Here is a 26,200-nt window from a genome sequence, read left to right on the forward strand (position 1 = left end):
CAAGAGGACTTGTTCATACCGGAATAATGCCTTCATGCCCTGGTTTCCTCATAGGAGTCCTGGGGAAGTCATCTCGGTCGTAGAGTACGAGCTGTAGCCCAGCCAGTTCGGAGAACCCTCATGGCCCGTCCCCCTGGCAACACCGCCCTCAAGGCCGCTCGGCAAGCTGCGGGCCTCTCCTCTCAACCGGCCTTCGCAGCGGCGCTCACGGCCGCTGCCCGCCAGCTGGGCATGGGAGAGGTCGTTGTCAGTCTGCGTCAGATTCGCCGCTGGGAGTCCGCCAACCCGCCGTGGCCGCAGGATGATTACCAGCGCCTCCTCACCAGCGTTCTGCATGTGCCGGTTGAGCAGCTCGGATTCACTCCGCCCTGGTCGCGTACCGAGTCGCTCCCCACGATGCCGACTGTGGCCCCACAGTCGGCGTACCAAACTCCCACTCTCCGCGCAGCGCTTCCTCGGCCCAGCACGGCTTCCGGGGCTCAGCCGCCCACCATCGGCGCCGACTTCGCCATAGTCACCCAGGCACACCGGCGCCTTTATTGGAGTGTGGCGCCAGCCAGCCTCCATCAAGCCGTTGCCGAGCATGCGAACCTCGGCACCGTTCTCTTGGGTGAGACCTCGGGCGTTGCCCGCCGCATCCTCGCAGCCGCGCTCGCGGAGTCGCTCCTGCTGGCGGGTCGCATCCAGTTCTTCGACCTCCGTCAGCCCGACCAGGCTGGTTCCACCTATCTGCGTGCCCTCCAAGCAGCCGGGGATGCCGATGACTCCCTGCTCGGCGCGGCCGTGCTCGCCCACACCGCGTTCATCCCTGGCTGGGCCGGACGACGAGAGGATGCGGTCGAGCGGATGACCGCAGCCCGTGCCTACGCCCGTCGAGCTCCCGCGAGTGCCGAGTTCCTGGCGTGGCTGGATGCCGTCGAAGCAGAGTGCCTGACTCGCTGTGGCGACCACCGAAGCGCGTTGGGCCTGCTGCAACGTGCCGAGGACGTCCTCACGGCCGGCTCCGAGCACCTTGCTCCGGACTGGTTCACCTGGTTCAGCCCCGTGCGTCTTGCCTCATTCCGAGGCAGCACGGAGCTGGCGGCCGGGCACCTGCCGCAGGCGCGTGCGACTCTGCAACGTGCGCTCGAAGAGCTCGGTGAGTCGGATGGGAAGCAGCGGGTTGTCGTCCTCGCGGACCTAGCCGCTGTCGAAGCCGCCGCGTCTCGGCCGGCCGAAGCGTGCGAGCTGGTAGAGAGGGCCCTCGATCAGCTCGCGGTCACCTGGTACGCGACGGGCATGGAACGAGTGCGTGAGGTCCGTCGGGTGCTCAGCCGTTGGCCGGAGCTTCCGCAGCTCCGACAGCTCGATGACCGGCTGTACAGCTGGGCGGCTACGCTCAACTCGCTTCAGCGTTGAACTTCGCGATCAGATCGGCAAGTTCGAGAAGGGAGTCGATGCGGAACGTCGCCAGCTCGGCAGCCGCCGGATCGTGCTGCTGGATCCACCCCCATGGGCCACGCCGGATCAGCGCCGTGCGCATTCCGGCCGCGACCGCCGGTCGGATGTCGTTGTCGAGGCGGTCGCCGACGTAGAGGATCTCGCCGGCCTCCGCCGGGGTGACCTCCGTGAGGCACTGGAAGAACTGTGGGTCGGGCTTACTGGCGCCCCAGTCGTCGGAGGTGCCGATGAGATCGACGTGACCGGTGAACAACTCGCGGAGGATCCCTCCGGCGCGGACGGTCTGGTTGCCGGCGATCGCCAGCCAGAGGCCGTCGGCGCGGAGTCGGGTGAGGGCAGGTCGCACGTCGGTGTAGAGGTCACTCTCACTGAATGTCTCCGGCTTGCCTGCGGCGACACGCTTCTCGCGTTCCTCATGGAGGTCGAAGCCAGGGCGGAAGACCTGGAACGTCTCGCGGTAGTCGAGCCCCCGCGCGATGGTGGCACCGAACTGCGCGACGAAGGTGTGCCGGGGGATACCGAGCCAGTCAGCCCAGGTGCCGTACTCCCGGGTCTCGTCCACCAGGCACTCGCCGACATCGAACACGACAGCCTTGATCACCATGACGGCAGGGTAACTTGCGGTCCGCGGGCGCGATGTAGTTGTGACAGCCCCAGCGGCTCGACCGGAGAGGACCACCGCTCATGGGTAGGACCGAGTACTACAATGACCCTGAGGCCCCCAAAGCCAACACCCTCATCCCGGCCAGCAACCTGCTCGTCGTCGACTCCGACGGCGCGCTCCTGCTCCAGCGGCGTCGGGACACCGGTCAGTGGGCGTTGCCCGGCGGTGCTCAGGACATCGGCGAGACCGCCGCCCAGTGCGCGGTGCGTGAGTGCTTGGAGGAGACCGGCATCGTCGCCGAGATCACCGGCTTTCTCGGGGTCTACACCAACCCGAAGCACATCGTCGCGTACACCGACGGGGAGATCCGCCAGCAGTACGAGAACACCTACATCGGCCGCCCCACCGGCGGCGAGCCCACGATCAACGACGAGGCCGATGGCGTCCGTTGGATCCAGCCCGCCGACCTCGACCGGTACGACATCCACCCCAGCATGCGCCAGCAGATCGGCGACTACCTCGCGGGGAGCTACCCCTACCTCGGATGATGGTGCCGAGAAGTCGGCGATCTCGACTTCCGCTGGGCGTGTTGATGCCCTGCGCCGCGTGATTTCGCAGTGCAGGGCATCCGTGTCCAGCGCGGGTGCTACGAAGGAAGGTTGAACAGGCGGGTATCGCCCGTGTATGCCTGGCCGAAGACGGTGATCTGGAACTTGAGCCAGATCTCGTTGTTGTTCTTGCTGTACTCGGTGGCCGTTCCTTGGATGATGCCGGACACGCCGATCGTGTTGGTGATCCCGTCCTTGAGGTTCCCCTTGCCTGATGCGACCTTGAAGGTGCCGATGATGGGAACCTTCACGGACAAGGTGTAGTCGGCATCCAGCGTCTCGGGGTCTATCGAGTTCTCCCCCTTCAGAACCACCGGGCCTACCGGAAGCTCCCAGGAGGAGTCGATGGTCTGGCCACCGAATGGATTCCGTCCCACGATCGCGAACGTCCGGTAGCCGCCGTCCTCGTTGGTGACGGGAACTGGCTGCTGCGGAGCGTCGAGCGGCTGGTCGGTCATCAGGAGCTCCTTCATTAGTGGCAGGTGCACCTCAATGATCACGGGATGCAGGGCACGCAACAAGGGTGTCTTTTAGGACAGCCCGCACCACAGCACGTTGCTGCTAGCGGGCGCGGTTCCGGGTGAAGCCGGTGCGGGCCCAGAGGTAGCCGCCGAGGGCGATGGCGAGGCACCAGGCGATGGCGAGGATGCCGTTGTGGCCGATCGGGGCGCCGGTCAGCAGGCCCCGGAGCGTTTCGATGACGGGGGTGAAGGGCTGGTACTCGGCGAACTGGCGGACGCCGGGCGGCATCGAGCCGGCGGGGGCGAAGGCGCTGCCGACGAACGGGAGGAAGATGATCGGCAGCGGGCTGTTGCTGGCCGCCTCGGTCGTTCCCGAGACGAGCCCGATCGCCACCGCGAGCCAGGTCAGGGCGAAGGTCAGCAAGAGGAGCAGTCCGGCCGCGGCGGCCCAGGCGGCGGTGTGGGCGGTGGGCCGGAAGCCCAGGGCCAGCGCGGCGGCGATCACCGACGCCGTGCTCACCACGGTCGTGATCATGCTGTTGATCACGTGTGCGGTCAGGATGGATCCCCGGGCGATCGGCATCGTGCGGAACCGGTCGACGATGCCCTCGGTCATGTCCGTACAGACCGCCACCGCCGTGGCCATGCTGCCCGAGGCCACCGCCGTGATGATGATGCCGGGCGCGATGTAGTCGATGTACCCGCCACCGCCCCCGTGGTGCCCGCCCGCTGCGGCGATCCCGGCGCCCAGCGTCTTGCCGAGGACTCCGACGAACAGCAGGAGCATCACCACCGGGCCGAAGACGGACCCGACCGTCATCGCCGGATAGCGCAGCGTGTGGCGCAGGTTGCGCCGCAGCATCGTGGCCGTGTCGGTCAGGGCGTAGGTGCTGGTGCTGGCGCTGGTGTTGGTGCTCATGCGGAGATCTCCTCGTGGGTGGCGGGGGTGCTGCGGTTGCCGGTCAGGGCGAGGAAGACGTCGTCGAGGTCCGGGGTGTGCACGGAGAGCTCCGCGACGGCGATGGCTGCGGCCTTGAGGCGGTCGAGCAGGGACTGCAGGGACGCGACGCCGCCGTCGCTCGGGATCTGCAGGGTCAGCGCGTCGTCGTCGCGTGAGGTCACGTCGAGGAGTCGGGCGGCCGCCGCCAGGTGCGGGGCGTCCGCGAACCGCAGCCGGATGTGGCCGCCGGGGACCAGGCGCTTGAGCTCGGCCGCGGTGCCTTCGGCCACCAGCTTGCCCTGGTCCAGCACGGCGATCCGGTCCGCGAGCTGGTCGGCCTCCTCCAGGTACTGGGTGGTCAGGAAGATCGTGACCCCGTCGGCGACCAGGCCGCGGATGATCTCCCACAGGTCGCGGCGGCTGCGCGGATCCAGGCCGGTGGTCGGCTCGTCGAGGAAGATCAGGCGCGGGTCGGCGATCAGGGTCATCGCCAGGTCGAGCCGGCGCCGCATGCCGCCGGAGTAGGTCGAGATGGGCTTCTTCGCCGCCTCGACCAGGTCGAACCGCTCCAGCAGGGCGTCGGCGCGGCGCCGGCCCTCGCGGCGGCCCAGGTGGTGCAGGTCCGCCATCAGGATCAGGTTCTCCCGGCCGGTCAGCAGGCCGTCGACGGCCGAGAACTGCCCGGTGACCCCGATCGAGGCCCGCACACCGCCGGGATCCCGGGCCAGGTCGTGGCCGAGCACCTGCGCCTGGCCGCCGTCGGCCTCGATCAGCGTCGAGAGGATCTGCACCGTGGTGGTCTTGCCGGCGCCGTTCGGGCCGAGCAGGGCGAAGACCGTGCCCGCGGTGACGGTCAGATCGAGACCGTCCAGGACGAGCTGGTCGCCGTAGGACTTGCGCAGGCCGGTCGCGGTGATCGCGGCGGGCCGGGCGAAGGCGGCTTGGGTAGCCTGCCGATACGTTGTCGTCGTTGTCGTCGTGTTCACGGGTAGAGCGTCCGACCCTGACGCAGGGTCAAGGTCAAGCGGTCTGTCCGGGCAGGTTTTCGGGGGGTCATCGGTGTTGACGATCGGCCAGGTCGCGGCCTATCTGGGCGTGACGGTGCGGGCGATCCGCCACTACCACCAGCGGGGTCTGCTGCCCGAGCCGGCGCGCGATGTCTCGGGGTACCGGCGTTACGGGGCCGACGCGATCGTCACGCTGGTGCGGATCAGGACCCTGTCGGACGCAGGCGTCCCGCTGGCGCGGATCGAGGAGCTGATGGGAGCCTCGCCCGCACAGTTCGCCTCCTCGGTCGCGGCGATCGACGACGATCTGAAGGACCAGATCAGGGACTTGAAGCGGCGCCGCAGCCGGATCGCCGAACTGGCCGCCGGTGACCGGATGTTCCTGCCGGAGGAGGTCGTGGTCCTGCTGGAGCGCGTCGAGGGGATCGGGCTCAGCCCGGAGGCGGTGCGGACCGAGCGCGACTCGTGGATCCTGCTGGTGGCGCAGTACCCCGACCAGGTGCCGGGGTGGGCGCTGCAGAAGCAGGCGCTGTTCGAGGACCCGGCCTTCCAGCGGCTGTACCTGACCGCCGACCAGGCCGCCGGCTGGGACCGGGACGACCCGCGCCTGGAGGCGCTCGCGGACGAGGTGAACGGTTTCGGCGGACTCCAGGCACCAGGCAGCCCGGACGGCGCCGAGCCGATCCTGGCTCTCGACGCCCTGGTCGCCGTCACGCTGATGGCGGCGCAGACCGGAAAGCCGGTGCCCGCCTGGGAGCGGTTGATCGAACTGTGCCGGAGCCGGGCAACGGGCACGTCCGTGCGTCAGCACGTCCGCCAGAATGACGCTCATGAGTGACCAGCAGCCCCTCCAGCTCAGGATCGACGACCTGCGACACGCCTGTGAGCTGGTGCTCGACCACATCGAAGAGCTCAACGGCGCTACCGTGAGCGTGGATGCGGACTACTTCTGGTCCGTTCCGGGCGATCAACTCTTCGACGTGTACAAGGAACCCGAGGGTCTCACCATCGGGCAGCTGTCCGAGGCGTGGCAGCACATCGAGGATCTGCTCGCCGGCCCGGACCGGGCGATCGGCCATCATCTGGTCTGGCTGTCCCAGGTCCTCGCGGCGATCCCTCGGAGCACGGTCGGGTAGTGCGGGTCGTGCGGGGAGTGGACGCGGCGAGGCCGATGCCCTCTCAGCGCGGGAGCGACGACGTGCACCAGCTCACTCACGGCGACATCAAGGCCGCCACCGACCGGATCGCCGGACGCGTTCGCCCGGTCACCGTCGTACCGGACGGCGTCGTACCGGATGGCGGGGAGGTCTGGCTGGCGCTGGAGTTCATGCAGCACACCGGGTCGTTCAAGGCCCGTGGTGCGCAGAACTTCATCCAGGCCCAGCGGGAGGCCGGCACCCTCCCCGAGGCCGGCGTGACGATCGCCTCCGGTGGCAACGCGGGGCTGGCCTGTGCGTGGGCGGCCCAGCAGCAGGGCGTCGCCGCGACGGTCTTCCTGCCCACCACCGCTCCGGCGGTCAAGGTGGCGAAGCTGCGCGGGTACGGCGCGGATGTGCGGCTCGTCGGCGCGGAGTACGCCGAAGCGCTGGCCGCCTGCGAGGAGTTCGCCAACGCGACCGGTGCGCTGGCGAGTCATGCGTACGACCATCCGCTGATCGCGGCGGGGGCCGGCACGCTGGTGGCGGAGATCCTCGGCCAGCTGCCCGGCCTGGACACGCTGGTGGTCGCGGTCGGCGGCGGCGGGCTGTTCGCGGGGGTGGCGACGGCAGCGGAGCAGTACGGCCTGCGGACCATCGCCGTCGAGCCCGAGGACTGCCGCGCGCTCAACGCGGCGATCGCGGCGGGCCGGCCGGTGGACGTCACGGTGGACTCGGTCGCGGCGGATTCGCTCGGCGCCCGCCGCGCCTCGCGGATGGCGCTGGACGCCGCCGAGCGGGACGGTGTGCACTCCGTGCTGGTCCAGGACGCCGAGATCGTCCGCGCCCGCCAGGCGCTCTGGGACCGGCGCAGGCTGGTGGTCGAGCTCGGCGCCGCGACCGCGCTGGCGGCCCTCACCACGCCGGACCCGGAGCACGGGTATCAGCCGGCGCGTGGTGAGCGGGTCTGCGTCGTGCTCTGCGGCGCGAACACCGACCCGGGGGATCTCTAGTCACCGTGCCGCAGGACGCAGCCGGGGCGCGACGTGCCTGGGTGTACCGAGCCTGGGTGTACTGCACCCTGGCTGGGCACTGGGAGACGAGAGGGCGAGGTGGTGTGATCAGCTGGTGGAAGCATCAAATGCACCTGACTCACCCGTCACTCCCGCCACTGCAGCCCCAGGCCGGCCGACCCGCGCGCTGACCCTGATGCTGGCCGTGGCCTGCGGCCTGACCGTGGCGAACCTCTACTACGCGCAGCCGTTGCTCGACCTGATCGCCCGCTCCTTCGGCGTCAGCCAGGGCGCGGCCACCGGCGTCGTGACGCTGACCCAGGTGGGATACGCGCTCGGCCTGCTCTTCGTGCTGCCGCTCGGCGACCTGGTCGAGAACCGCACGCTGGCGACCCGGACGCTGGTCGGGACGGCGCTCGCGCTGCTGCTCGCCGCGCTCTCGCCGACGTTCGGCATGTTCCTCGCCGTCTCGGTGCTGGTCGGGCTCACCTCGGTGGTCGCGCAGGTGCTGGTCCCGCTCGCGGCCCACCTGGCGCCGCCCGAGGAGCGCGGCGCGTTCGTCGGGCGGGTGATGAGCGGGCTGCTGCTCGGGATCCTGCTCGCTCGCACCGTCTCCAGCCTGGTCGCCGAGCTGTTCGGCTGGCGCGCGATCTACTTCGTCTCCGCCGTGCTGATGGTGGTGCTCAGCGCCGTGCTGCACCGGATGCTGCCAAAGCGCGCGCCGGACCACACCGCCGGCTACGGCTCGCTGCTGCTGAGCCTGGGCGAGCTGGTGCGCAACGAGCCGGCGCTGCGCCGCCGGGCGCTCTGCCAGGCGTCCATGTTCGGTGCGTTCACCGTGTTCTGGACGGCCATCGCGTACGAGCTGGTCGACGAGCACGGCTTCAGTCAGGCGCAGATCGCGCTCTTCGCACTCGTCGGCGCGGGCGGCGCGGCCGCGGCACCGGTCGGCGGCCGGCTCGCCGACCGCGGGCACGGCCGGATCGCCAGCGGCGCGGCCTTGCTGCTGGCCTCGCTCAGCTTCGTGCTGGCCGGGCTCGGGCACCGCAGCGTGGCGCTGCTCGCGGTGGCCGCCGTGCTGCTGGACTTCGCCGTGCAGTGCCACCAGGTGATGAGCCAGCACGAGATCTACGCGCTGCGCGGCGATGCCCGGGCCCGGATCAACACCGTCTACATGACCACCGTCTTCGTCGGCGGCGCGCTCGCCTCGGCCGTCACCGGCCTGCTGCACAGCGCCTACGCCTGGACCGGTGCCTGCGCGCTCGGGACGGCGCTGCCGCTCGCCGGCCTGCTCGTCTGGGGCCAGGGCATGCGGGCATCGCGGCGGGCCAGCGCTTAGTGTCGAAGCATGGCCACCACACCCGCCTCCGACGAGGGCTCCCCCGTTCCGCACCGGGTGCCCGAGATCTCCTCGCTCGGGCTGGACACGCTGGTGACCGAGGTGTCCGAGCGCTTGCAGTCGGCGGCCGCGGTGACCGACCGGATGCAGCGGCTGCTGGAGGCGGTCGTCTCGGTCGGCGCGGGGCTGGACCTGCACGCGACGCTGGAGCGGATCGCCGCCGGCGCGGCCGAGCTGGTGGACGCCCGGTACGCGGCGCTCGGCGTGATCGCGCCGAACGGGCACGGGCTCAGCGACTTCATCCACGTCGGCATCGACGCCGAGACGGCCGCCCGGATCGGTGACCTGCCGACCGGGCGCGGCATCCTCGGCGCGCTGATCGAGCGCCCCGAGCCGCTGCTGCTGGACGACCTGGCGCAGGACCCGCGGTCCACCGGGTTCCCGCCGCACCACCCGCCGATGAAGTCCTTCCTCGGCGAGGTGATCCGGGTCCGCGACGAGGTCTTCGGCAACCTGTACCTCACCGAGAAGCACGGCGGCGGCGGATTCACGCCCGAGGACGCCCAGGTGGTGCACGCACTCGCGGCCGCCGCCGGGGTGGCCATCGAGAACTCGCGGCTCTACGAGGAGGGCCGTCGCCGGGAGCGCTGGATCGCCGGCGCGGCGGCGGTCACCACCGCGCTGCTCTCCACCGACGAGGCGTCCGCCGCGCTCGCGGTGGCCGCCGAGCAGGTCCGCGAGCTGGCCGATGCCGCGCTCGGGATGATCATGCTGCCGACCGGTGACGGCGGCCTGCGGGTCTCGCACGCCTCCGGGGCGGAGGCCGAGTACGTGATCGGCGAGCTGGTGCCGGGCACCGGTTACGCGGCCAGGCTGAGCGCGGGTGAGAGCGTCTTCATCGACGACATGTCCGCCGACCCGGAGCTGGTGATGCGCCTGGCCCGCAACTACGGACCCTCGATGGCGCTGCCGATGGTCGCGGCCAGCCGGGCGCTCGGCGGCCTGGTGGTCTGGCGCCCGCGGGGCGCCCGCCCGTTCACCGATGCCGAGAAGGAGCTCGCGCAGACCTTCGCCTCGCAGGCCGCGCTCGCGCTGCGGCTCGCCGAGGGGCAGCGGGTCCAGCAGCGGCTGGCGGTCTTCCAGGACCGCGACCGGATCGCCCGCGACCTGCACGACCTGGTGATCCAGCGGCTGTTCGCGACCGGCATGATGCTGGAGAGCGCGGCCCGCCGGGCGATCGTCCCCGACGTGGTCGAGCGGATCGGCACGGCGGTGGACGAGCTGGACGCCACGATCCAGGAGGTCCGCACCACCATCTACGCCCTCCAGCACGGCCACGAGGACGAGCCGGACACGCTGCGCACGCGCGTCCTGCGCGAGGGCAGCCAGGCGGCGGCGGCACTCGGCTTCAAACCCTCGGTGACCTTCGCCGGGCCGGTGGAGAGCCTGGTCGGTGACGCGACGGCCCGCCACCTGCTCGCGGCGCTGCGGGAGATGCTCTCCAACACGGCCCGCCACGCGCGCGCCTCACGGGTCGGCGTCGAGGTGGACGCGACGGTCCACCTGGACGAGCAGGGCCGCCCGGTCTCCGGTGATCCGCAGGCCGAGCACCGGCCCGGCCGCCCGGGCGTGCTGCTCACCGTCACGGACGACGGCGTCGGGATCCCGGAGGGCGGGCGCCGCAGTGGGCTGGCGAACCTGCGGCGGCGGGCCGAGAACCTGGGCGGCGCCGCCTGGCACGAGCCGGGACCGGACCGGCGCGGCACCAGGGTGCGCTGGTCCGCCCGGCTCTGAGGCACGCGCCGGCTCAGCGGGCGTGCCCGGCAGGCTCCGCAGGGGCAGCCTCGGCAGCGGCGGGCTCGGCAGCGGAGGACTCCCAGGTGTACGGCGCGAGCGCCGCCTCGACCGGCGCGCCGGTCAGCCGGTTGGCCAGCGTGGACATCGTGTACGTGCCGATGCCGAGCACCACCTCCAGCGCCTGGCGCCGGTCGAACCCGTGCCCGAGGAAGTCCGCGAGCGCCTGGTCGCCGACGTCCCCGGTGGTGGCGAGCACCCGCAGGGTGAACTGCCGGACGGCCTCCAGGCGCGGATCCGGCAGCGGCCGCTCGGCGCGCAGCGCGGCGGTGACCTCGGGGTCGGCGCCGAGCTTGCCGAGCTTGGCGCTGTGCATCGCGACGCAGAGGTGGCAGGAGTTGCGGGTGGCGATGGTCAGCACCACCACCTCGCGGGCCAGCTGGTCGAGCGTGCCGCTCTCGAAGACGGCGGAGGCCCGCAGAAAGCCGTCGAGCAGTTCGGGGGACTCGGCGAGCCGGGCGACGGCGGCCGGCAGGTAGCCGAACTGCCGGGTGACGGCCGCCATCGACTTGTGGGCGGCGGCGGGGGCGGTGTCGAGGGTGTGATCGATGAACGCGGTGCTGGGCATGGCGCGGGCTCCTCGCCGTAGAATGGTCAACGCGGTTGTCTAAACCGTAAACCAGGTTGTCTATCTCCGGCAAGGGGCGTCCGATGGTCACTTCAGCGCAGCACCGCGACCCGGCCGAGGGGCGCGGCTTCGAGCTGCCACTGCTGCTCTTCGCCGGATTCCGTTCCCTGATCGACCAGTTGCACGCCGAGCTGGCCCGCCAGGGCCACCCGGACGTCCGGCCGGCGCACGGCTTCGCGCTGCAGGCGGTCGGCGTGGCCGGGGCCAGTGCGAGCGAGGTCGGGCGGCGGCTCGGGGTCTCCAAGCAGGCGGCCGGCAAGACGGTGGACCGGCTGGAGGCGCTCGGCTACGTGGAGCGGGCGGACGACCCGGCGGACGCCCGGCGCAAGCTGATCCGGCTCACCCCGTCCGGCCTGGACGTGCTGGTCCGCTCGGCCGAGATCTTCGAGCGGCTGCGCGCGCAGTGGGTCGGCGAGCTCGGCGCGACCCGGGTGCGCGACATGGAGGCGGACCTGCGGACCATGGTCCCGGCCGGCTTCTTCCGGCTGGACGTGGCGGGCTGGCTGGGCGGCTGACCGGACGGCTGATCGGACGGGTGGTCGGACGGGTGGTCGACGGTCGGCGGCCGGGCACCCGTCCGTTACGGGTGCCCGGCCGCGCCGGGCCGTCAGCGCGACAGCAGCGGCAGGCCCACCGAGAGCCCGATCAGCAGCGCCAGCACCAGCCAGGCGTACGGGTTGCCGCAGTTGATCGTCCAGCCGATCCCGAACCGCTTGGGCACGAAGAGCGTCGGGTCCTCCCGGTTCACGTACACCAGGCCGCCGAGCCGCCAGTACCGGTCGTCGTCCTGGTGCACCGGCCGCCGGCCGTCGTTGCGCTGCGCCACCGCCACGCCCTGCGCCACCGCCACGCCGTGCGCGACGGGCGCGCCCTGGGCCACCGCCACCGCCAGCTCCTGCGGCACCGGCAGCCGGCTGCCGTTCTGGCCGGCCCGCAGCCCGAAGCCGAGCAGCGCGACCACCCCGAGCGCTGTCGGGGCGATCACCCGAGCCAGCGCGAGCGTGGCCGAGCCGTCCCAGATCTGCCAGGCCGCGAGCAGGATCGTCAGGTTCACGCAGCCGGTCAGCGCGAGCAGGCAGCGCGCCATCAGCACCACGAACCGCCGGTACTGGTACGCGGACGCCTCGGCGCGGGCCGGATCGAGGTCGGCGCGGGCCCGGAAGACCATCGCGGTGGTCAGCAGCATCACGGCGGTGAGGCCCAGCTGCGCGAAGACCGGCGCGAACGCGCTGCCTACCGACTTCGCGGCCAGCTGATCGACCGTGCCGGAGCCGCCGAAGTGGGTCGGCAGCCGGTCCGGCATCGACGGGTAGCGGATCGCCGCGGCCACGCCCGTGCCGAGCAGCAGCAGGACCGCCGGCGCCGCCCACGCCCAGGGCAGCGCGACCGGGTCGGTGCGCAGCGAGGTGTCCACCGCGATCGTCTGCCGCAGCCCGCCGAACCACTGCTCGCGCTCCTTGACCGCGCCGATCGCCCGGTGCGCGCGCAGATACCCGGCCCCGCCGACCGCGATGACCACGACGGCCGACAGCGCCCCGGCCAGCGGCCCCGGCGAGGAGGCGGAGCCGGCCAGCGCCCAGACCGCCCCGCCCAGCACGACCGCACCGCCGGCGATCCCGACCAGCCACCGGTAGGCGCGCCGCTGCTCGGCGATCACCGGCGCCTGCGCGTGCTCGGCCGGCACCCGAACGCCGAACGGCAGCGTGGGCGCGGTGATCGAGGGCATCAGCCAGGCCGCGAGCAGTATCGCCAGCGGCACCACCGACAGCGTCAGAACGGCGCTGGTACTCATGGACGTTCCCCCAAGTCTTCTGCTGTTCCAGTCTGTTCGAACGCGCCGACGGTCCCGGCGCAGGCCGCCAGCACGGCCTCGGCCGGCATCCCCTGCGCCACCGCCTCGGCGAGCAGCGTGCGCAGCCGGGCCTGCCACTGCTCGGCGAACCCGGCGGCGGGCGGACCGGAGCGCCGGTCCCGCTGCACGACCGCGCCGCTCTTGCGGGTCAGGACCAGCAGGCCCTCCTGGCGCAGCTGGTCGTAGGCCTTGTTGACGGTGTGGAAGTTGATGCCGAGATCACCGGCCAGCTGCCGGGTCGAGGGCAACGGGCTGCCCTCGGTGAGCCGGCCGTCGGCGACGGCCTCGACGACCTGGTCCCGCAACTGCTGGTAGATCGGGATCTCGCTGGCCAGGTCAAGGGTCAGGATCAAGGGGGCTCCCCCCGAGCGATGTTGTTCTGCTCTATTACTTATAGAACAGCTCACTGTCCGGGGCAAGCAGAAGGCCCGCCGCGACGCCGGGCGTCGGGGCGGGCCTTGCGGCCGGAGAGGGCCGGTCAGTCCTCCTCGTTGGCGATGTACTTCTCGTACTCCGCCGCGCTGAGCAGGCCCTTCAGCTGGGCGGCGTCGGTGCCGGTGAGCTCGATGAGCCAGGCGGCGTACGCGTCCTCGTTGACGCTCTCGGGTTCCGCGTCCAGCTCGTCGTTCACCGCGCTGACGGTGCCGGAGACCGGCGCGTACGTCTCGGAGACCGCCTTCACCGACTCCAGCGTCCCGGTGGCCGTGCCCTGGTCGAACTTGTCGCCCACCTTCGGCAGCTCGATGAAGACGATGTCACCGAGCTGCTTCTGGGCGAAGTCGGTGATGCCGACCCGGACCTTGCCACCGCCGAGGTCGCGGACCCACTCGTGGTCCTTGGTGTACTTGAGGTCGGTGGGGACGTTGCTCATGGCTACCTCCGAGGGCGCTGGGCGGCGGATCCGCCGCCTTCAGCTGAAAGATAGTCAGAAACGGCCCGGCTCCTGGTGACTTCTGCCGATCCGCGCGTGTTCCGGGCCGCGCGGGGTGCTCGCGGACGCCTCGCGGATGACTCGGGAACGACTCGCAGGGGACTCGGGTTCGCAGTTGAACTCCCCACCCCCACAGCGCTGTTGGCCCGGCGCTCGGCGAAGATTAACGGGGGAGAACTTCCCGGCCAATAGACCTGCCGAACAGGCGTCTGCTCTATCTGCGTCACTGGCCTCACACCTACCGTTGACCCGGTTGAGTGCCGAACACGAGATCTCTACGCGATGCCCACGAGGCCCGCCAGGTCCTTTTGCGGTCGCCGTGTAGGGCGGGCGGGACAGGGGCGGGTGGGCCGGGTGGGGCACAGTGGTGGGGGACGGGCCGGGGCAGAGGCCGTCCGAGGCGGGTTCCAGGTCGAACGGGCGGCCAACGGCCGTTACCAGTGGCAGCTCAAGGCGCCGAACGGACGGATCGTCGCGGTCTCCTCGGCGGTCTACGACTCGGCCGGCGAAGCCGTCCGGGCGTTCGACGGCTTACGGGACGAGGCGGCCGAGTTGACCGCGCGGATCACGCACGTACGGGAGGGCATCGGCTGGACCTGGGTGGTCCCCGGGGCGCGCGGACTGCCCGAGGCGCGCTCCAACCGGGCGTACGAACGCTACGCGACGTGCCAGAACGCGTTCCGGCGGTTCGTCGCGCTGCTGGAGCGCCGGCATCCGCAGGAGCCGGCCGGAGAGGCGGTCCCGTCGAGACCCGCCGACCATGCCTGAGCTCCCACCACCACCGCCCCCACTCTCGCCGCCACCCCCACCGCCGTCACCGCGCGGCCCCCGGCTGCTCGCCGTGCTCGGTGCGGGCCGCCGGATCGGCTGGTCGCTCGCCGCCGGCAACGGCCGCCAACTCGCGGTCTCGGCAAAGCTCTACCGGACCGAGGCCGAACTCGTCGCCGCGCTGCGCGAACTGCTGATCGAACGCGCCTCGCTGCGCTACGCCTTCACCCAGGACCAGGCGCGCGCCTGGTGCTGGGCCGCCTACCTGCCCCCGCGCACCACCCGGCCCGGCGCGACCGTCGCCGAGGAGCCGGTGGCCCGCAGTGCCCGGGGTTACCTGCGGCGGGACCAGTGCCGGCAGGGCGTGCACAGCTTCCGTACCGGACTGCACGCGCTGGAGCGGGAGTTGCGCACGGCCGGCCGCGAGGGCCGGTGGCCCTGGTGACCGCCAGGTTGCCGGCCCAGACCCGTATCCCCACCGAGTGACCACCGCGAGAAGAACACCGCCCGGCCGCGCCCGGCCCGGCCGGGGAGCGCCGGATGCGAACTACTGCCCCGGGCCAGCGGGTAAACCGGCAAGTCGACAAAACACTGATGTTCACCCGCACTTGAGCACCTCCGGCAGGCGCTTCCGACTCCCCCGCCGACTGGCCAGGATCGGTCCCGCCGGACGGGCCGAAGGAACTGCGGCCCCCGGAGTCCGGGTGCGGTCCCGTCCCCGGACATCGATGCAGCCTCTCCCACCGGAGGAATAGCACCATGCGTCACACTGCCGGAAAGCTGTTCGCCACGCTCGCCATCGCCACCGCTCTGGGCACCGCCGTCGCCGGCCAGGCTCTGGCCGACCCGACCGTCACCCCGAAGGCCCAGGACATCGTGGGTGTGGGCTCGGACACCACCCAGGCCGTGTCCAACCAGTTCTCCACCGACTACAACGCCTACCTGACCGGCAAGGGCGACACCACCTCGCCGCGCCTGTACAGCTGGGACGCGACCGGCACCTCCCCGATCACCACCAAGACCGGCGCGACCCCGATCGTGCGCCCGAACGGTTCCGGCGCCGGCATCAACGCGCTGAACGCCAACACCAGCGCCACGGTGAACTTCGCCCGTTCCTCGCGCGGCCCGCAGACCGGTGACCTGACCACCGACGACTTCGTGGCCTTCGCCAAGGACGGCGTCTCCTGGGCGGCCAACGCGACCGGCAACGCGCCGGCCAACCTCACCACGGCCGACCTGGCCGGCATCTACACCTGCACCATCACCAACTGGAACCAGATCACCGACATCTCCGGCTACACCGGCGCGAACGCCACCATCAAGGCGTACCTGCCGCAGATCAACTCCGGCACCCGCGCGTTCTTCCTGAAGGCGGTCGGCGGCGGCACCACCTCGATCACCCCCGGCGCCTGCGTCCAGGCGTACACGCCCGAGGAGAACGAGGGCACCGACGCGGTGTTCAACGACCCGAACGTGATCGAGCCCTACTCCGCCGCGCACTACATCGGCCAGGTCTACGGCGGCCACGCGAGCGGCTCCGACGCCCCCGGCTACGTGACGCTGCGCAACACCAACGGGATCAACCCGATCACCAGCACCCACACGCTGAACCCGTCGTACACCGCGACCGTCTACGGCCGCGTGGTCTACAACGTGTTCCGTGACGCCGAGTGGACCGGCACCGGTGCCAACCCGGCGCTGAAGGCGATCTACGGCACCACCGGCTGGGTCTGCACCAACGCCACCGCCAAGGCCGACATCGCGAGCTACGGCTTCCAGACCCTGCCGGGCGCCGCCTGCGGCAGCGTCACCCACCTCTGAGCCACCCACCTCTGAGTCACCCAGCTCTGAGCCGGCCCCGGCCGACCGAGCAGCACCACTGATCAGCGCCACCCATGTACAGCGCCACCCAGTAGCAAGCCGGCGGCCAGGGGTCCCTCCCCTGGCCGCCGGGCCGCTCCAAGCCCAGAACCGTGCACGAAGGAGACCATTCCATGCGCCGTACCACCACCCGTATCGCCGTCACCACCGCCGTCGCCGCAGTCCTGGCCGGCACCGCGCTGAGCTCGACCGCGCTGGCCGCGACCGCCACCACCGCGCCGACCGGCAGCCTGGTGGTCCAGGAGGACAACACGTTCATGCAGCAGGCCGCGCAGAACGGCATCTTCGCCGTCGCGCTGCCGAGCGCGACGCCCGGCTTCAGCAGCAGCACCGGTTTCTCCGCGACCTTCCCGGTGACCGGCGGCTCGGCGAACCTGCCCGGCTACTACGGCAACGTGCAGGTGGGCGGTGGTCTGCTGCTGGTGGACGTGCAGACCGGCAAGTGCGTCGTCTTCAACAACCTGGCCTTCAGCGCGGACAACTGGGCGATCACCGGTGTGCCGCGCGGCGCGACCGCCCCGGTCAACCTGCTCGACCCGGCCGGTGACAACACCCTCACCACGGCGGGCACCACGCAGAACCTGGCCGCCTCCGACCTGCAGATCGACCCGGCCGGCGCGCAGTACGCGGACGCCCAGCTGGGCACCACCTTCTTCACGGCGGGCCAGCACACCGGCAGCCTGAGCCTCAGCTTCACGCCCGGCAGCTGAGCCGGGGCCTGACGGTCCAGCAGCCTCAAATCCCCGCCGTCGGGGCCTGGTTGGGGTCTCGTACACCTTGGACGGCAGCAGCTGTCACGTAGGGATGACCGAATGGACCCACGGGAATCCGTGGGTCCATTCGCATGCCTGTCGTCGCCCTCGCACATCCGCACCGCGCGCAGCCGGAGGTAGCCCTGATGAGAGTCCGTGACCGAGGTCCGAGAGGACTGGGCTGGTGGGCCCGGGCCTGGCTGTGCGCTGTCCTGGCCTGGGCGGTGGTGGCCGTGCTCGCGGTGCTGCCGCTGGGCGCCGGCACCGTCCAGCAGGCCCGTGCGGACTCCGGGGCGACGACCGTGCAGGGCCCGCCGGTCTGGATACCGGATCCCGGCTCCATGGGACTGACCGGAAAGACCGGTGCCAACGGCAGCGTCACGGTCTCGCAGACCGCCAACCTGACCGACCAGGTCGTGCATGTGTCGTGGTCGGGCTTCACGCCGAGCGTGAACATCGCCGACGGCTCGCAGGCGACCTCCACCGTTCCCGGTGACGGCACCGTCATGTACCCCGTGCGGGTCTACGAGTGCCGCGGCGTCAACCCGGGGCCGACCGACTGCTACGGCTCGACGCTCTACGGCGGCGATCCGGCCAAGGGGTTCCAGCAGGGCGAGCCCGCCGCCGGTCTGACGACGCCGGAGTTCCCCTCGAACGGCCAGATCGCGGTGACCGGCGCGGACGGCACCGGCTCGGCCGACATCGAGGTGTGGACGGCGGTGCAGAGCCAGAGCCTGGGCTGCGACTCCGCCCACCCGTGCTCGATCGTGGTGGAGCCGAACTACGGCGGTGACGCGCTCGGCAACGACGCCGTCAACAACGGCGACATGAGCGGCACGCCGAACTGCGACTCGCACGACGGTGACAACGACGGCTTCTTCGACCAGGCGACCGACCACGTCACCCAGGAGGGCAACGGTGGCAACGGCAACTGGACCGGCGAGACCTGCTCCTGGGGCCGCCGGGCCGTCGTCCCGCTGAGCTTCGCGCCGACGGCCGCCAGCTGCCCGCTGGCCGGCAACGACTTCGCCACCGCGGGCATGCCGATGGCCGAGCGCGCGATCCAGCAGTGGCGGGCCGGTGCCTGCCTGGCCGCCAACCCGCTGCACGTCGGCTACACCTCCGAGTCCGAGCCGCTGGCCCGGCAGGCGTTCCTGGCCGGCGCCGGGGCCGAGGTGGTGCTGACCGGCCGCCCGGACACCGGCAAGGCGCCCCGCCCCTACGTCTACGTCCCGGTCACGAACGCCGCGATCTCGGTGGCCTTCGAGGTGGACGACCCGACCACCGGCCAGCGGATCCCCCAGATGCGGCTGAACGCCCGGCTGCTCGCCAAGGAGCTCACCCAGTCGTACTCCTGGGCCCCGACCGGCTACCAGCCGAAGTCCGTGGTCGGGAACCCGATGTGCATCTTCCAGGACCCGGAGTTCCTGGCGCTCAACCCGCCGAGCCTGATCGCCCCGCTCCAGTGGCCACGCTGCTCCGACGTGCCGAACAGCCTGCCGATCGTCTCGGGCGACGCCACCGACCTGATCCACCAGCTCACCTCGTGGATCGCCGGCGACCCGCAGGCGGCGCAGTTCCTGGAGGGGCAGCCCGACCAGTGGGGCATGCACGTCGACCCCTACTACCTGCAGCCCGGCTACTCCGGCTACCCCACCGACATCCTGACCCCGCAGGACTCCACCGGCTTCGGCGACGTGAACGGCCAGCCCGGCGTGCCGGCCCACCAGAAGGCGCTGGAGTGGAGCCCGGTGATCAGCGGGCTGGACGACGCGGTCCGTGACTTCCTGCTCGCGAAGCCGACCTGCACCGACCCGGTGCCCGGCGCCGGCGGCGTGCTCTCGCACTGCGCGGCGCTGCCGCCCGGCCAGCGCACCCTGATCTCGATCATGGACAGCGCGAACGCCGCGGCCTTCAGCCTGCCGCAGGCCCAACTGCTCAACCCGCAGGGCTCGTTCGTCGCGCCGACGCTGGACACGATCCGGCAGACCGTGAACGACATGCCGGTCGATCCGCAGACCGCCACCCAGCAGGCGCCGTACGGTCAGCCTGTCACCGCGTACGCGACCGACGCGAACGCCTACCCGCTGACCACCGTCGAGTACGCGATGGTGCCGACCGCCGGGCTCGGCGCCGCCAAGACCACGGCGGTCTCGACGTTCCTCCAGCAGGTGACCTCGCTGGGTGGTGGCCAGCTCTACGGCAACGACCCGGGCAAGCTCGGGCCCGGCTACGCGGACCTGACGGCCGCTCAGGAGCAGGCCGCGCAGTCCGCGCTCCAGCACGTCGCCGCCCAGGACAGCGCGCTGCCCGGCAACCAGGTGGCACCGTCGCCGTCCCCCAGCCCGACGCCGACTCCCACGCCCACCCCGACGCCGACAGCGACGCCGGTGCCGACGCCGAGTGCGAGCCCGACACCCGCGCAGCCGAGCACGTCGCCGACCGTCGCCCCGCAGCCCAGCACGGCTGCGACCGTCGCTCCGGTGGCGGCCGCCGCCACGGAGGACTCGGGTAACACCGGGGGCACCGGAAACAGCGGCACCTCTGGCAACAATGGCAACACCGGCACCTCCGGCAACAACGGCACCGGTACCAGCACGAACAGCGGTACCAGCGGCGGCGGCACGACCGGGCTGGACGACACCGGGAACACCGGCGCCGGCACGGTCGCCACCACCACTGCACCCGGTGCGACGCCCAGCGCCAAGCCGACCGCCAGTGCGGCGGCGACGGCGACGGGGCAGTCCCAGCAGCCGGCCGGGCCCGCCCTCGCACCGGTCGCCGCCGGCACCCCGGCGCCGGACCGGGCCGGGGTGGCCAGGCTGCTGCTCCCGATCGTGCTGATCGTCGGTGCGGTGCTGCTGGTCGGCGGCCCGGCGGCGCTGGTCCTCGCCGGTACGGAGGCCGGCTCCCGGGTGCTCTCCCGGGTCCGCGGCCGGGTCGGCGGCCGAGGCGGCAAGCGATGACCGCCCTCGACGCCTGGTTCCCGGCGACCCCCGACGACCCCGAACCGAACAGCAGCCCCGACACCGACCGCCCCCGGGCGATCAGCGCTCCGGCCACCGCCGGTGACAAGGTCTTCCGTGGGGTGCTCCGGCTGGCCGGCTTCTCGGTCTTCGGGATCATGGGCCTGATCGCGTTCTTCCTGCTGGCACGCGGCATCAAGGCCCTCAACGCGGCCGGCTGGTCGTTCCTGACCCAGCAGCGCTGGAGTCCGGCCGGCCACCAGTTCGGCATCGCGGCCGTGCTGCCGGACGGCGTGCTGATCGCGGTGATCGCGCTGCTCTTCGCGGTGCCGATCTCGCTCACCGCCGCGCTCTTCATCTCGGAGTTCGCGCCGCAGTGGCTGCGCGCCGGGCTGATCACGATGGTCGACCTGATGGCGGCCGTGCCCAGCATCATCTACGGCCTGTGGGGGCTCGGCTTCCTCCAGCCGCGGGCGATCGGGGTGATCCGCTGGATGGCGCTGCACCTGGGCGGGGTGCTGCCGTTCCTCAAGGTGCCCGTCGACATCGGCACGCACTACACGGCGTCCACGTTCATGGCCGGCATGGTGGTCGCGCTGATGATCATCCCGATCGTCACCTCGCTCAGCCGCGAGGTCTTCGCCCAGGCGCCGCAGGGCGAGCGGGAGGGCGCGTACGCGCTGGGCAGCACCCGCTGGGGCATGGTCCGCACGGTGGTGCTGCCGTTCGGCCGCGGCGGTGCGATCGGCGCGGTGATGCTCGGCTTCGGGCGGGCGATGGGGGAGACGATCGCGGTCGCGTTGATCATCTCGCCGTCCTTCACGTTCACCAGTCACGTGCTGCAGGACGGCGCCAACTCGATCTCGGCGCTGATCGCGCTGCACTACAGCGAGTCGGACGGGTTCTCGATCTCCGCGCTGATGGCGGCCGGCCTGGTGCTCTTCGCGGTGACGCTCGTCGTCAACGTGCTGGCCGGCCTGGTGGTCAGCCGGTCCCGCTCCGGCGCCTCGACGGTGGACTGAGCCGATGACCGACACTCTCACCCCCGGAGGGAACCTCGTCGTGAGCACCGCTCTCGTCGCCGCGCCACCCGAGCGCCGCCGCAAGCTCGGCGGCGTCACCCGAGCCGAAGTGGCCACCGTGGCGGCCGCGCTCGGCGGTTCGTTCGCCCTCGACTGGCTGCTCTACGAGCGGGTGCTGCCGTTCAGCGGCGCGCAGGGCTTCCTCGGTCTCTGGTACCTGCTCTTCCTCGGCCTCTCCTGCGCGCTCGGCGCGATGCAGTGGGACAGCCGGGTGGTCCGCCAGCGCCTGGTCGCGATGGTCGCCTGGAGCTCAGGGGTGCTGCTGGCCTTCCTGATCGTCGCGCAGCTCGTCTTCATCACGTGGCGCGGCGTGAAGGCGGCCGGCCACGCGAACTTCTACACCCAGACGCTGGAGCGGACCAACGCGACCTCGCCGATCACCTCGGGCGGTGCGCTGCACGCGGTCGTCGGCACGCTCGAACAGCTCGGCCTCGCCACGCTCTTCGCGGTGCCGCTGGGCATCGCGGCGGCGATCTTCATGTCGGAGGTCGGCGGCCGGGCGGCCCGTCCGGTGCGCACGCTGGTGGAGGCGATGACCGCGCTGCCGTCGATCGTGGCGGGGCTCTTCGTGCTGGGCGTGCTGATCATCACGCTCGGCATGCAGCCGTGCGGCTTCGCTGCCTCCATCGCGCTGACGGTGATGATGATGCCGATCGTCACCCGGGCCGCCGAGGTGGTGATCCGGCTGGTCCCCGGCACGCTGCGGGAGGCCTCCTACGCGCTCGGCGGCAGTCAGTGGCGCACGGTGGTGAGCGTCGTGCTGCCGACCGCCCGGCGCGGGCTGGCCACCGCGGTGATCCTCGGCATGGCACGCGGGGTCGGCGAGACCTCCCCGGTGCTGCTGACCGCCGGCTACACCTCGGGGTTCAACGGCAACCCGTTCTCCGGCCACCAGGTGAGCCTGCCGCTGCTGATCTGGAACCTGGTGCGCCAGCCGTACGGGATCACGGTCTCCCGGGGCTACGCGGCCGCGCTCCTGCTGATGGTCATCGTGCTCGTGCTGTTCATCACGGCCCGGTTGCTCGGCGGCCGGCGGCCGGGCGAGCTGAGCTGGCGCCAGCGCCGCCGGATCGCCCGCTCGGCGGCCGCCCGATGAGCAGACGTCCCGTCAATTCCACTGATCCGCAAGCCGGAGGAACCTCCATGCCGTGGGCCGTCGTCCACCGCCGGGCACTGGCCCTGCTGCTCTCCTTCGCCCTCACCGTGCTCGCCCTGCTCTTCGGTCAGGCGGGCGCGGCCTTCGCCGCCACCTCGCTGAACGCGGACGGGTCGAGCTGGGCGGGCCCCGCGATCGACAAGTGGCGCACCGACGTCGCCGACCAGGGCATCTCGATCAACTTCACGCCCGACGGCTCGGCGGCCGGCCGCCAGCAGTGGGAACTCGGCCTGGACGACTTCACCGCCTCCGACGTCCCGTTCCGCACCCACAACGACACCGGCGCCTCGCAGGGCGAGCTGACCGGCGGCATCGCGACGGCGGAGAACCCGCGCTACGGCTACTCCTACGTCCCGATCACGGCCGGCGGCACCTCGTTCATGTACAACCTGAGCGTCGGCGGCCAGCGGATCACCGACCTGCGGCTGTCCCCGGACAACATCGTGGACATCTTCACCGGCAAGATCACCAACTGGAACGACCCGAAGATCACCGCCTCGTACGGCAGGCAGCTGCCGAACATCCCGATCACCCCGGTCATCCGCTCCGACGGCTCCGGCGCCACCGCGCAGTTCACCCGCTGGATGGAGCACACCCACCAGGCGCAGTGGGACGCGTACTGCTCCAGCGTCAACAACGTCACCTGCGGCGACTACACCGAGTTCTACCCACCGTCGAACGGCATGGTCGCACAGAACGGCTCCGACCAGGTCGCGCACTACATCATGGCGCAGGCCGGCCTCGGCGCGATCGGCTACGACGAGTACGCGTTCGCGCTGGAGAGCAACTCGCCGGTGGTCAAGGTGCTCAACCCGGCGGGGTACTACACGCTGCCGACCGCCTCCAACGTGGCCGTCGCACTGACCAAGGCGACCATCAAGGGCGTGGACGACAACACCCCGCCGGACGACCCGAACTTCCTCCAGCAGAACCTCGACGGCGTCTACTCGAACAACGACCCGCGCTCGTACCCGATCTCCAGCTACAGCTACGTGATCGTGCCGCGCTCCGCCGCCCCGCTCCCGGTGCCGCCGCGCTTCACCGACGGCAAGGGCGCCGCGCTCAGCCAGTACCTCTCCTACGTGCTCTGCGCCGGGCAGGCGACCGGCAGCAGCGGGATCGACTCGATCGGCTACTCGCCGATCCCGCGCAACCTGGTGCGCGGCGGGCTGCTCCAGGTCTCGCGCATCCCGGGCAACGCCAGCAACGTCGACCCGAACACGCTCAACAACTGCGCCAACCCGACCTTCGACGCCCAGGGCAACCTGACCATCCTGGTGAACGCGCCGCAGCCGAACGCCTGTGACAAGCAGGGCATGCCGCTGAGCTGCAACCGCAGCAACCCGTCGAGCAGCGGCACACCGGGCGGCTCCGGTGCGGGCGGCTACGGTTCGGGCGGTGGCACGGGCTCGGGTTCGTCCGGTGGCGGCACGGGTTCGGGTAGCTCGGGTGGCGGCGGCGGTGGCAGCTCCGGCGGCTCGGGTTCGACCGGTGGCAGCGGCAGCTCCGGCGGCTCGGGCTCGACCGGCGGCGCCAGGGGTGGTGCGGCCTCCGGCGGCTCGTCCGGCGGCGGCAGCCATGGCAGCACCGGCGGCGGTTCGGGTTCGGGCTCGGGTTCGTCCGGTGGTGGCACGGGTTCGGGGAGCTCGGGTGGCGGCGGTAGTGGCAGCTCCGGCGGCTCGGGCTCGACCGGTGGCAGCGGCAGCTCCGGCGGCTCGGGCTCGACCGGTGGTGCGGGCGCCGGCACCCCGGGCTCGGACGGCGGCCCGAGTTCCGCGGCCGCGATCGACCCGCAGACCGGCGAGCAGATCACCGACGGCTCCTCGGGCGGCTCGGGCGGTGGCTCCGGCGGCAGCAGCCAGGCGGCCGCGAACGTGGTGACCGTCGGCGACCGCCCGCAGGACTGGACGCTGAGCACGCTCACCGCGGTCGAACTGGTCGCCGTGGTGGCCGTGCCGCCGTTCCTCGGCGGCTGGCTGCGTCGGCGCCGGCAGTCCGGCGGCTCCTCCACCGGGGGCCCGCGATGACCGATCTCGCGGAAACGGTGGTGCTGCCGGCGGTCTCGCCCGTGCCGGGGCAGTCGCCCGCCCCGGCACCCGGCGAGCCCGACCGGGCCGCCGTCCGGCGCCGCCGGGTGGTCCAGGCCGGCTGGGTGGCGACGCTGCTCTCCGGTCTGCTGCTCGGCTTCGTGGTCTTCCTGTTCGCGCTCTCCCCCTTGCAGGAGCTGCACTACCAGGCCGCCGCGTACCAGACGCTGCGCTACCAGCTCGGCGACGCGCTCGCGCCGACCGGCCGGGCGGCGGACGGTGCTCCGGTCGCCGTGCTCGACATCCCGGCGATCGGCGTGCACCACCTGGTGGTGGTCGAGGGCACCACCGGGCGGGACCTGATGCGCGGGCCCGGCCACCGCCGGGACACCGCGCTGCCCGGCCAGAGCGGCACGGCGGTGCTGTTCGGGCGCGGCACCGCGTTCGGTGCGCCGTTCGGGCGGCTGTCCGAGCTGCGGGTCGGCGACAAGATCCAGGTGGCCACCGGCCAGGGGCAGTTCAGCTACACCGTGAACGCCTACGGCAGCGGCGCGCACCCGATCGCCGACCCGCAGGCGCCGGCCCGGCTGGTGCTGACCACCAGCGACTCCGGCTGGATCCCCACCGGCACGGTGCTGGTCGGCGCGCGGCTGGACGGCGATCCGCAGCCCAATCCGCACGGCCGCCCGGCGCTGCTGCCCGCCGACCGCGCGCTGGCCCAGGACACCGGGGCGCTGGCCGCGCTCCAGCTCTGGTCGGCCGGTCTGCTCGGCGCGGTGCTGCTGGCCACGGTCGCGGTCCGCCGCTGGCACCGCCGGGCCGCCTACCTGGCCTTCGCCCCGGTGCTCGGGGCGCTGCTCTGGGCCTGTTACGAGAACGCCGCCGCGCTGCTCCCCAACCTGTACTGACCGGAAGGACGTCCGCCCGATGACCACCACCGTTCCCCGCCCGAGTCCGTCGGCCGAGCCGGTCCCGCTCTCCGGGCTGGAGTCCCGCGAGGTCTCCGCCTGGTTCGGCGCGCACAAGGTGCTGGAGCGGGTCTCGCTCAGCATGGCGGCCGGCGAGGTCACCGCGCTGATCGGGCCCTCCGGCTGCGGCAAGTCGACGTTCCTGCGGATCCTCAACCGGATGCACGAGATGGTGCGCGGTGCCCAGCTGGCCGGCGAGGTGCTGCTCGACGGCGAGGACGTCTACGCGCACGGGCGCCGGCCGGCCGAGGTGCGGCGGCGGATCGGGATGGTCTTCCAGCGGCCCAACCCGTTCCCGGCGATGTCGATCGCGGACAACGTCTCCAGCGGGCTCAAGCTGGCCGGCATCAAGGTGAGCCGGGACCACCGCGAGTACCTGATCGAGGACAGCCTGCGCCGGGCCGGACTGTGGGACGAGGTCAGCAACCGGCTCGGCACCCCGGGCGGCGCGCTCTCCGGCGGCCAGCAGCAACGCCTGTGCATCGCACGCTCGTTGGCGGTCGAGCCGGAGGTGCTGCTGATGGACGAGCCGTGCTCGGCGCTCGACCCGACCTCGACCCGCCGGGTCGAGGAGACCATCGCCGAGCTGCGCGGCCGGCTGACGATCGTCATCGTGACCCACAACATGCAGCAGGCCCAACGGGTTTCGCAGTCCTGCGCGTTCTTCCTGGCCAGCCATGACACGCCGGGCCGGATCGTGGAGGCGGGCCCGACCGAGCAGATCTTCACCGCGCCGGTCGATCAGCGCACTGCGGACTACGTCAACGGCCGCTTCGGCTAAACGGTG

26 protein-coding genes are annotated in these 26,200 nt (G+C 71.8%); 18 read left to right on the forward strand and 8 right to left on the reverse strand.

Features of this window, described 5'->3' with window-relative positions:
- Positions 1 to 120 precede the first annotated feature (120 nt).
- Positions 121 to 1,398, forward strand: a complete 1,278-nt coding sequence (locus tag AC060L_RS03825) for an NsdA family TPR-like regulatory protein (protein ID WP_483796959.1) — start codon at positions 121 to 123, stop codon at positions 1,396 to 1,398.
- On the opposite strand, the gene AC060L_RS03830 is transcribed toward AC060L_RS03825, so the two are convergent.
- Entirely contained in the window at positions 1,379 to 2,044 is a 666-nt protein-coding gene (locus AC060L_RS03830) for an HAD family hydrolase (protein ID WP_483796960.1), read from the reverse strand. The genes AC060L_RS03825 and AC060L_RS03830 overlap by 20 nt on opposite strands.
- Before the next feature lie 80 nt (positions 2,045 to 2,124).
- On the opposite strand from AC060L_RS03830, the gene AC060L_RS03835 reads away from it, so the two are divergent.
- Positions 2,125 to 2,592 carry an NUDIX hydrolase gene (locus AC060L_RS03835; RefSeq protein ID WP_483796961.1) on the forward strand — a complete coding sequence of 156 codons (468 nt, stop codon included), beginning with the start codon at positions 2,125 to 2,127 and terminating at the stop codon, positions 2,590 to 2,592.
- 98 nt (positions 2,593 to 2,690) lie between these two features.
- On the opposite strand, the gene AC060L_RS03840 is transcribed toward AC060L_RS03835, so the two are convergent.
- From AC060L_RS03840 to AC060L_RS03850, 3 genes are all read right to left on the reverse strand, one after another.
- The gene (locus tag AC060L_RS03840) at positions 2,691 to 3,110 is read right to left on the reverse strand and encodes a hypothetical protein (RefSeq protein WP_483796962.1); all 420 of its coding nucleotides are present in this window, start codon (positions 3,108 to 3,110) and stop codon (positions 2,691 to 2,693) included.
- Positions 3,111 to 3,213: 103 nt separating this feature from the next.
- Entirely contained in the window at positions 3,214 to 4,032 is an 819-nt protein-coding gene (locus AC060L_RS03845) for an ABC transporter permease (RefSeq protein ID WP_483796963.1), read from the reverse strand.
- Positions 4,029 to 4,970 carry an ATP-binding cassette domain-containing protein gene (locus AC060L_RS03850; RefSeq protein ID WP_483797061.1) on the reverse strand — a complete coding sequence of 314 codons (942 nt, stop codon included), beginning with the start codon at positions 4,968 to 4,970 and terminating at the stop codon, positions 4,029 to 4,031. The genes AC060L_RS03845 and AC060L_RS03850 overlap by 4 nt, the downstream gene beginning before the upstream one ends.
- Positions 4,971 to 5,112: 142 nt before the next feature.
- On the opposite strand from AC060L_RS03850, the gene AC060L_RS03855 reads away from it, so the two are divergent.
- From AC060L_RS03855 to AC060L_RS03875, 5 genes are all read left to right on the forward strand, one after another.
- Positions 5,113 to 5,898 carry a MerR family transcriptional regulator gene (locus tag AC060L_RS03855; RefSeq protein ID WP_483796965.1) on the forward strand — a complete coding sequence of 262 codons (786 nt, stop codon included), beginning with the start codon at positions 5,113 to 5,115 and terminating at the stop codon, positions 5,896 to 5,898.
- Complete coding sequence (locus AC060L_RS03860; RefSeq protein ID WP_483796966.1) at positions 5,891 to 6,196, forward strand: hypothetical protein; 306 nt, start codon at positions 5,891 to 5,893, stop codon at positions 6,194 to 6,196. The genes AC060L_RS03855 and AC060L_RS03860 overlap by 8 nt, the downstream gene beginning before the upstream one ends.
- A 35-nt stretch (positions 6,197 to 6,231) precedes the next feature.
- Complete coding sequence (locus AC060L_RS03865) at positions 6,232 to 7,209, forward strand: threonine/serine dehydratase (RefSeq protein WP_483796967.1); 978 nt, start codon at positions 6,232 to 6,234, stop codon at positions 7,207 to 7,209.
- Between the two features lie 196 nt (positions 7,210 to 7,405).
- Positions 7,406 to 8,548 (forward strand): MFS transporter, encoded by a 1,143-nt coding sequence (locus tag AC060L_RS03870; RefSeq protein WP_483796968.1) that lies wholly within the window; start codon positions 7,406 to 7,408, stop codon positions 8,546 to 8,548.
- A gap of 9 nt (positions 8,549 to 8,557) precedes the next feature.
- Positions 8,558 to 10,342, forward strand: a complete 1,785-nt coding sequence (locus AC060L_RS03875; RefSeq protein ID WP_483796969.1) for a sensor histidine kinase — start codon at positions 8,558 to 8,560, stop codon at positions 10,340 to 10,342.
- Between the two features lie 13 nt (positions 10,343 to 10,355).
- On the opposite strand, the gene AC060L_RS03880 is transcribed toward AC060L_RS03875, so the two are convergent.
- Positions 10,356 to 10,970, reverse strand: coding sequence for a carboxymuconolactone decarboxylase family protein (locus tag AC060L_RS03880; protein ID WP_483796970.1), 615 nt, complete (start codon positions 10,968 to 10,970; stop codon positions 10,356 to 10,358).
- 83 nt (positions 10,971 to 11,053) lie between these two features.
- On the opposite strand from AC060L_RS03880, the gene AC060L_RS03885 reads away from it, so the two are divergent.
- The gene (locus AC060L_RS03885; RefSeq protein WP_483796971.1) at positions 11,054 to 11,545 is read left to right on the forward strand and encodes a MarR family winged helix-turn-helix transcriptional regulator; all 492 of its coding nucleotides are present in this window, start codon (positions 11,054 to 11,056) and stop codon (positions 11,543 to 11,545) included.
- A 92-nt stretch (positions 11,546 to 11,637) separates the two neighbouring features.
- Here the strand turns inward: AC060L_RS03885 and AC060L_RS03890 are convergent, their stop codons facing one another.
- The 3 genes from AC060L_RS03890 to gcvH all read right to left on the reverse strand — a co-directional run bounded on the left by AC060L_RS03890 (position 11,638) and on the right by gcvH (position 13,753).
- Positions 11,638 to 12,822: a DUF1648 domain-containing protein gene (locus AC060L_RS03890; RefSeq protein ID WP_483796972.1), complete on the reverse strand. Its 1,185-nt coding sequence runs from the start codon at positions 12,820 to 12,822 to the stop codon at positions 11,638 to 11,640.
- A complete protein-coding gene (locus AC060L_RS03895; RefSeq protein WP_483796973.1) occupies positions 12,819 to 13,235 on the reverse strand; it encodes a GntR family transcriptional regulator in 417 nt (138 codons plus the stop codon). The genes AC060L_RS03890 and AC060L_RS03895 overlap by 4 nt, the downstream gene beginning before the upstream one ends.
- Before the next feature lie 125 nt (positions 13,236 to 13,360).
- Positions 13,361 to 13,753: a glycine cleavage system protein GcvH gene (gcvH, locus tag AC060L_RS03900; protein ID WP_483796975.1), complete on the reverse strand. Its 393-nt coding sequence runs from the start codon at positions 13,751 to 13,753 to the stop codon at positions 13,361 to 13,363.
- Between the two features lie 414 nt (positions 13,754 to 14,167).
- Between gcvH and AC060L_RS03905 the strand changes: the two genes are divergently transcribed.
- The 10 genes from AC060L_RS03905 (at position 14,168) to AC060L_RS03950 (ending at position 26,194) form a co-directional block, all read left to right on the forward strand.
- Positions 14,168 to 14,581, forward strand: coding sequence for a DUF1508 domain-containing protein (locus tag AC060L_RS03905; protein ID WP_483796976.1), 414 nt, complete (start codon positions 14,168 to 14,170; stop codon positions 14,579 to 14,581).
- The gene (locus AC060L_RS03910; protein WP_483796977.1) at positions 14,574 to 15,026 is read left to right on the forward strand and encodes a hypothetical protein; all 453 of its coding nucleotides are present in this window, start codon (positions 14,574 to 14,576) and stop codon (positions 15,024 to 15,026) included. The genes AC060L_RS03905 and AC060L_RS03910 overlap by 8 nt, the downstream gene beginning before the upstream one ends.
- Before the next feature lie 314 nt (positions 15,027 to 15,340).
- The gene (locus AC060L_RS03915; protein WP_483796978.1) at positions 15,341 to 16,402 is read left to right on the forward strand and encodes a PstS family phosphate ABC transporter substrate-binding protein; all 1,062 of its coding nucleotides are present in this window, start codon (positions 15,341 to 15,343) and stop codon (positions 16,400 to 16,402) included.
- A gap of 173 nt (positions 16,403 to 16,575) precedes the next feature.
- On the forward strand, positions 16,576 to 17,172 hold the full coding sequence (locus tag AC060L_RS03920; protein WP_483796979.1) for a hypothetical protein: 597 nt from the start codon (positions 16,576 to 16,578) through the stop codon (positions 17,170 to 17,172).
- 188 nt (positions 17,173 to 17,360) lie between these two features.
- Positions 17,361 to 20,180, forward strand: coding sequence for a hypothetical protein (locus AC060L_RS03925; protein ID WP_483796980.1), 2,820 nt, complete (start codon positions 17,361 to 17,363; stop codon positions 20,178 to 20,180).
- Complete coding sequence (gene pstC, locus AC060L_RS03930) at positions 20,177 to 21,202, forward strand: phosphate ABC transporter permease subunit PstC (RefSeq protein WP_483796981.1); 1,026 nt, start codon at positions 20,177 to 20,179, stop codon at positions 21,200 to 21,202. Before AC060L_RS03925 ends, pstC begins: the two co-directional genes overlap by 4 nt.
- A 40-nt stretch (positions 21,203 to 21,242) precedes the next feature.
- Complete coding sequence (gene pstA, locus AC060L_RS03935; RefSeq protein WP_483796982.1) at positions 21,243 to 22,358, forward strand: phosphate ABC transporter permease PstA; 1,116 nt, start codon at positions 21,243 to 21,245, stop codon at positions 22,356 to 22,358.
- 47 nt (positions 22,359 to 22,405) lie between these two features.
- A complete protein-coding gene (locus AC060L_RS03940; protein ID WP_483796984.1) occupies positions 22,406 to 24,445 on the forward strand; it encodes a substrate-binding domain-containing protein in 2,040 nt (679 codons plus the stop codon).
- Entirely contained in the window at positions 24,442 to 25,353 is a 912-nt protein-coding gene (locus tag AC060L_RS03945; RefSeq protein WP_483796985.1) for a sortase, read from the forward strand. Before AC060L_RS03940 ends, AC060L_RS03945 begins: the two co-directional genes overlap by 4 nt.
- Before the next feature lie 19 nt (positions 25,354 to 25,372).
- Positions 25,373 to 26,194, forward strand: a complete 822-nt coding sequence (locus AC060L_RS03950) for a phosphate ABC transporter ATP-binding protein (protein WP_483796986.1) — start codon at positions 25,373 to 25,375, stop codon at positions 26,192 to 26,194.
- Positions 26,195 to 26,200 lie beyond the last annotated feature (6 nt).

This window comes from Kitasatospora sp. NEAU-69, from assembly GCF_057158765.1.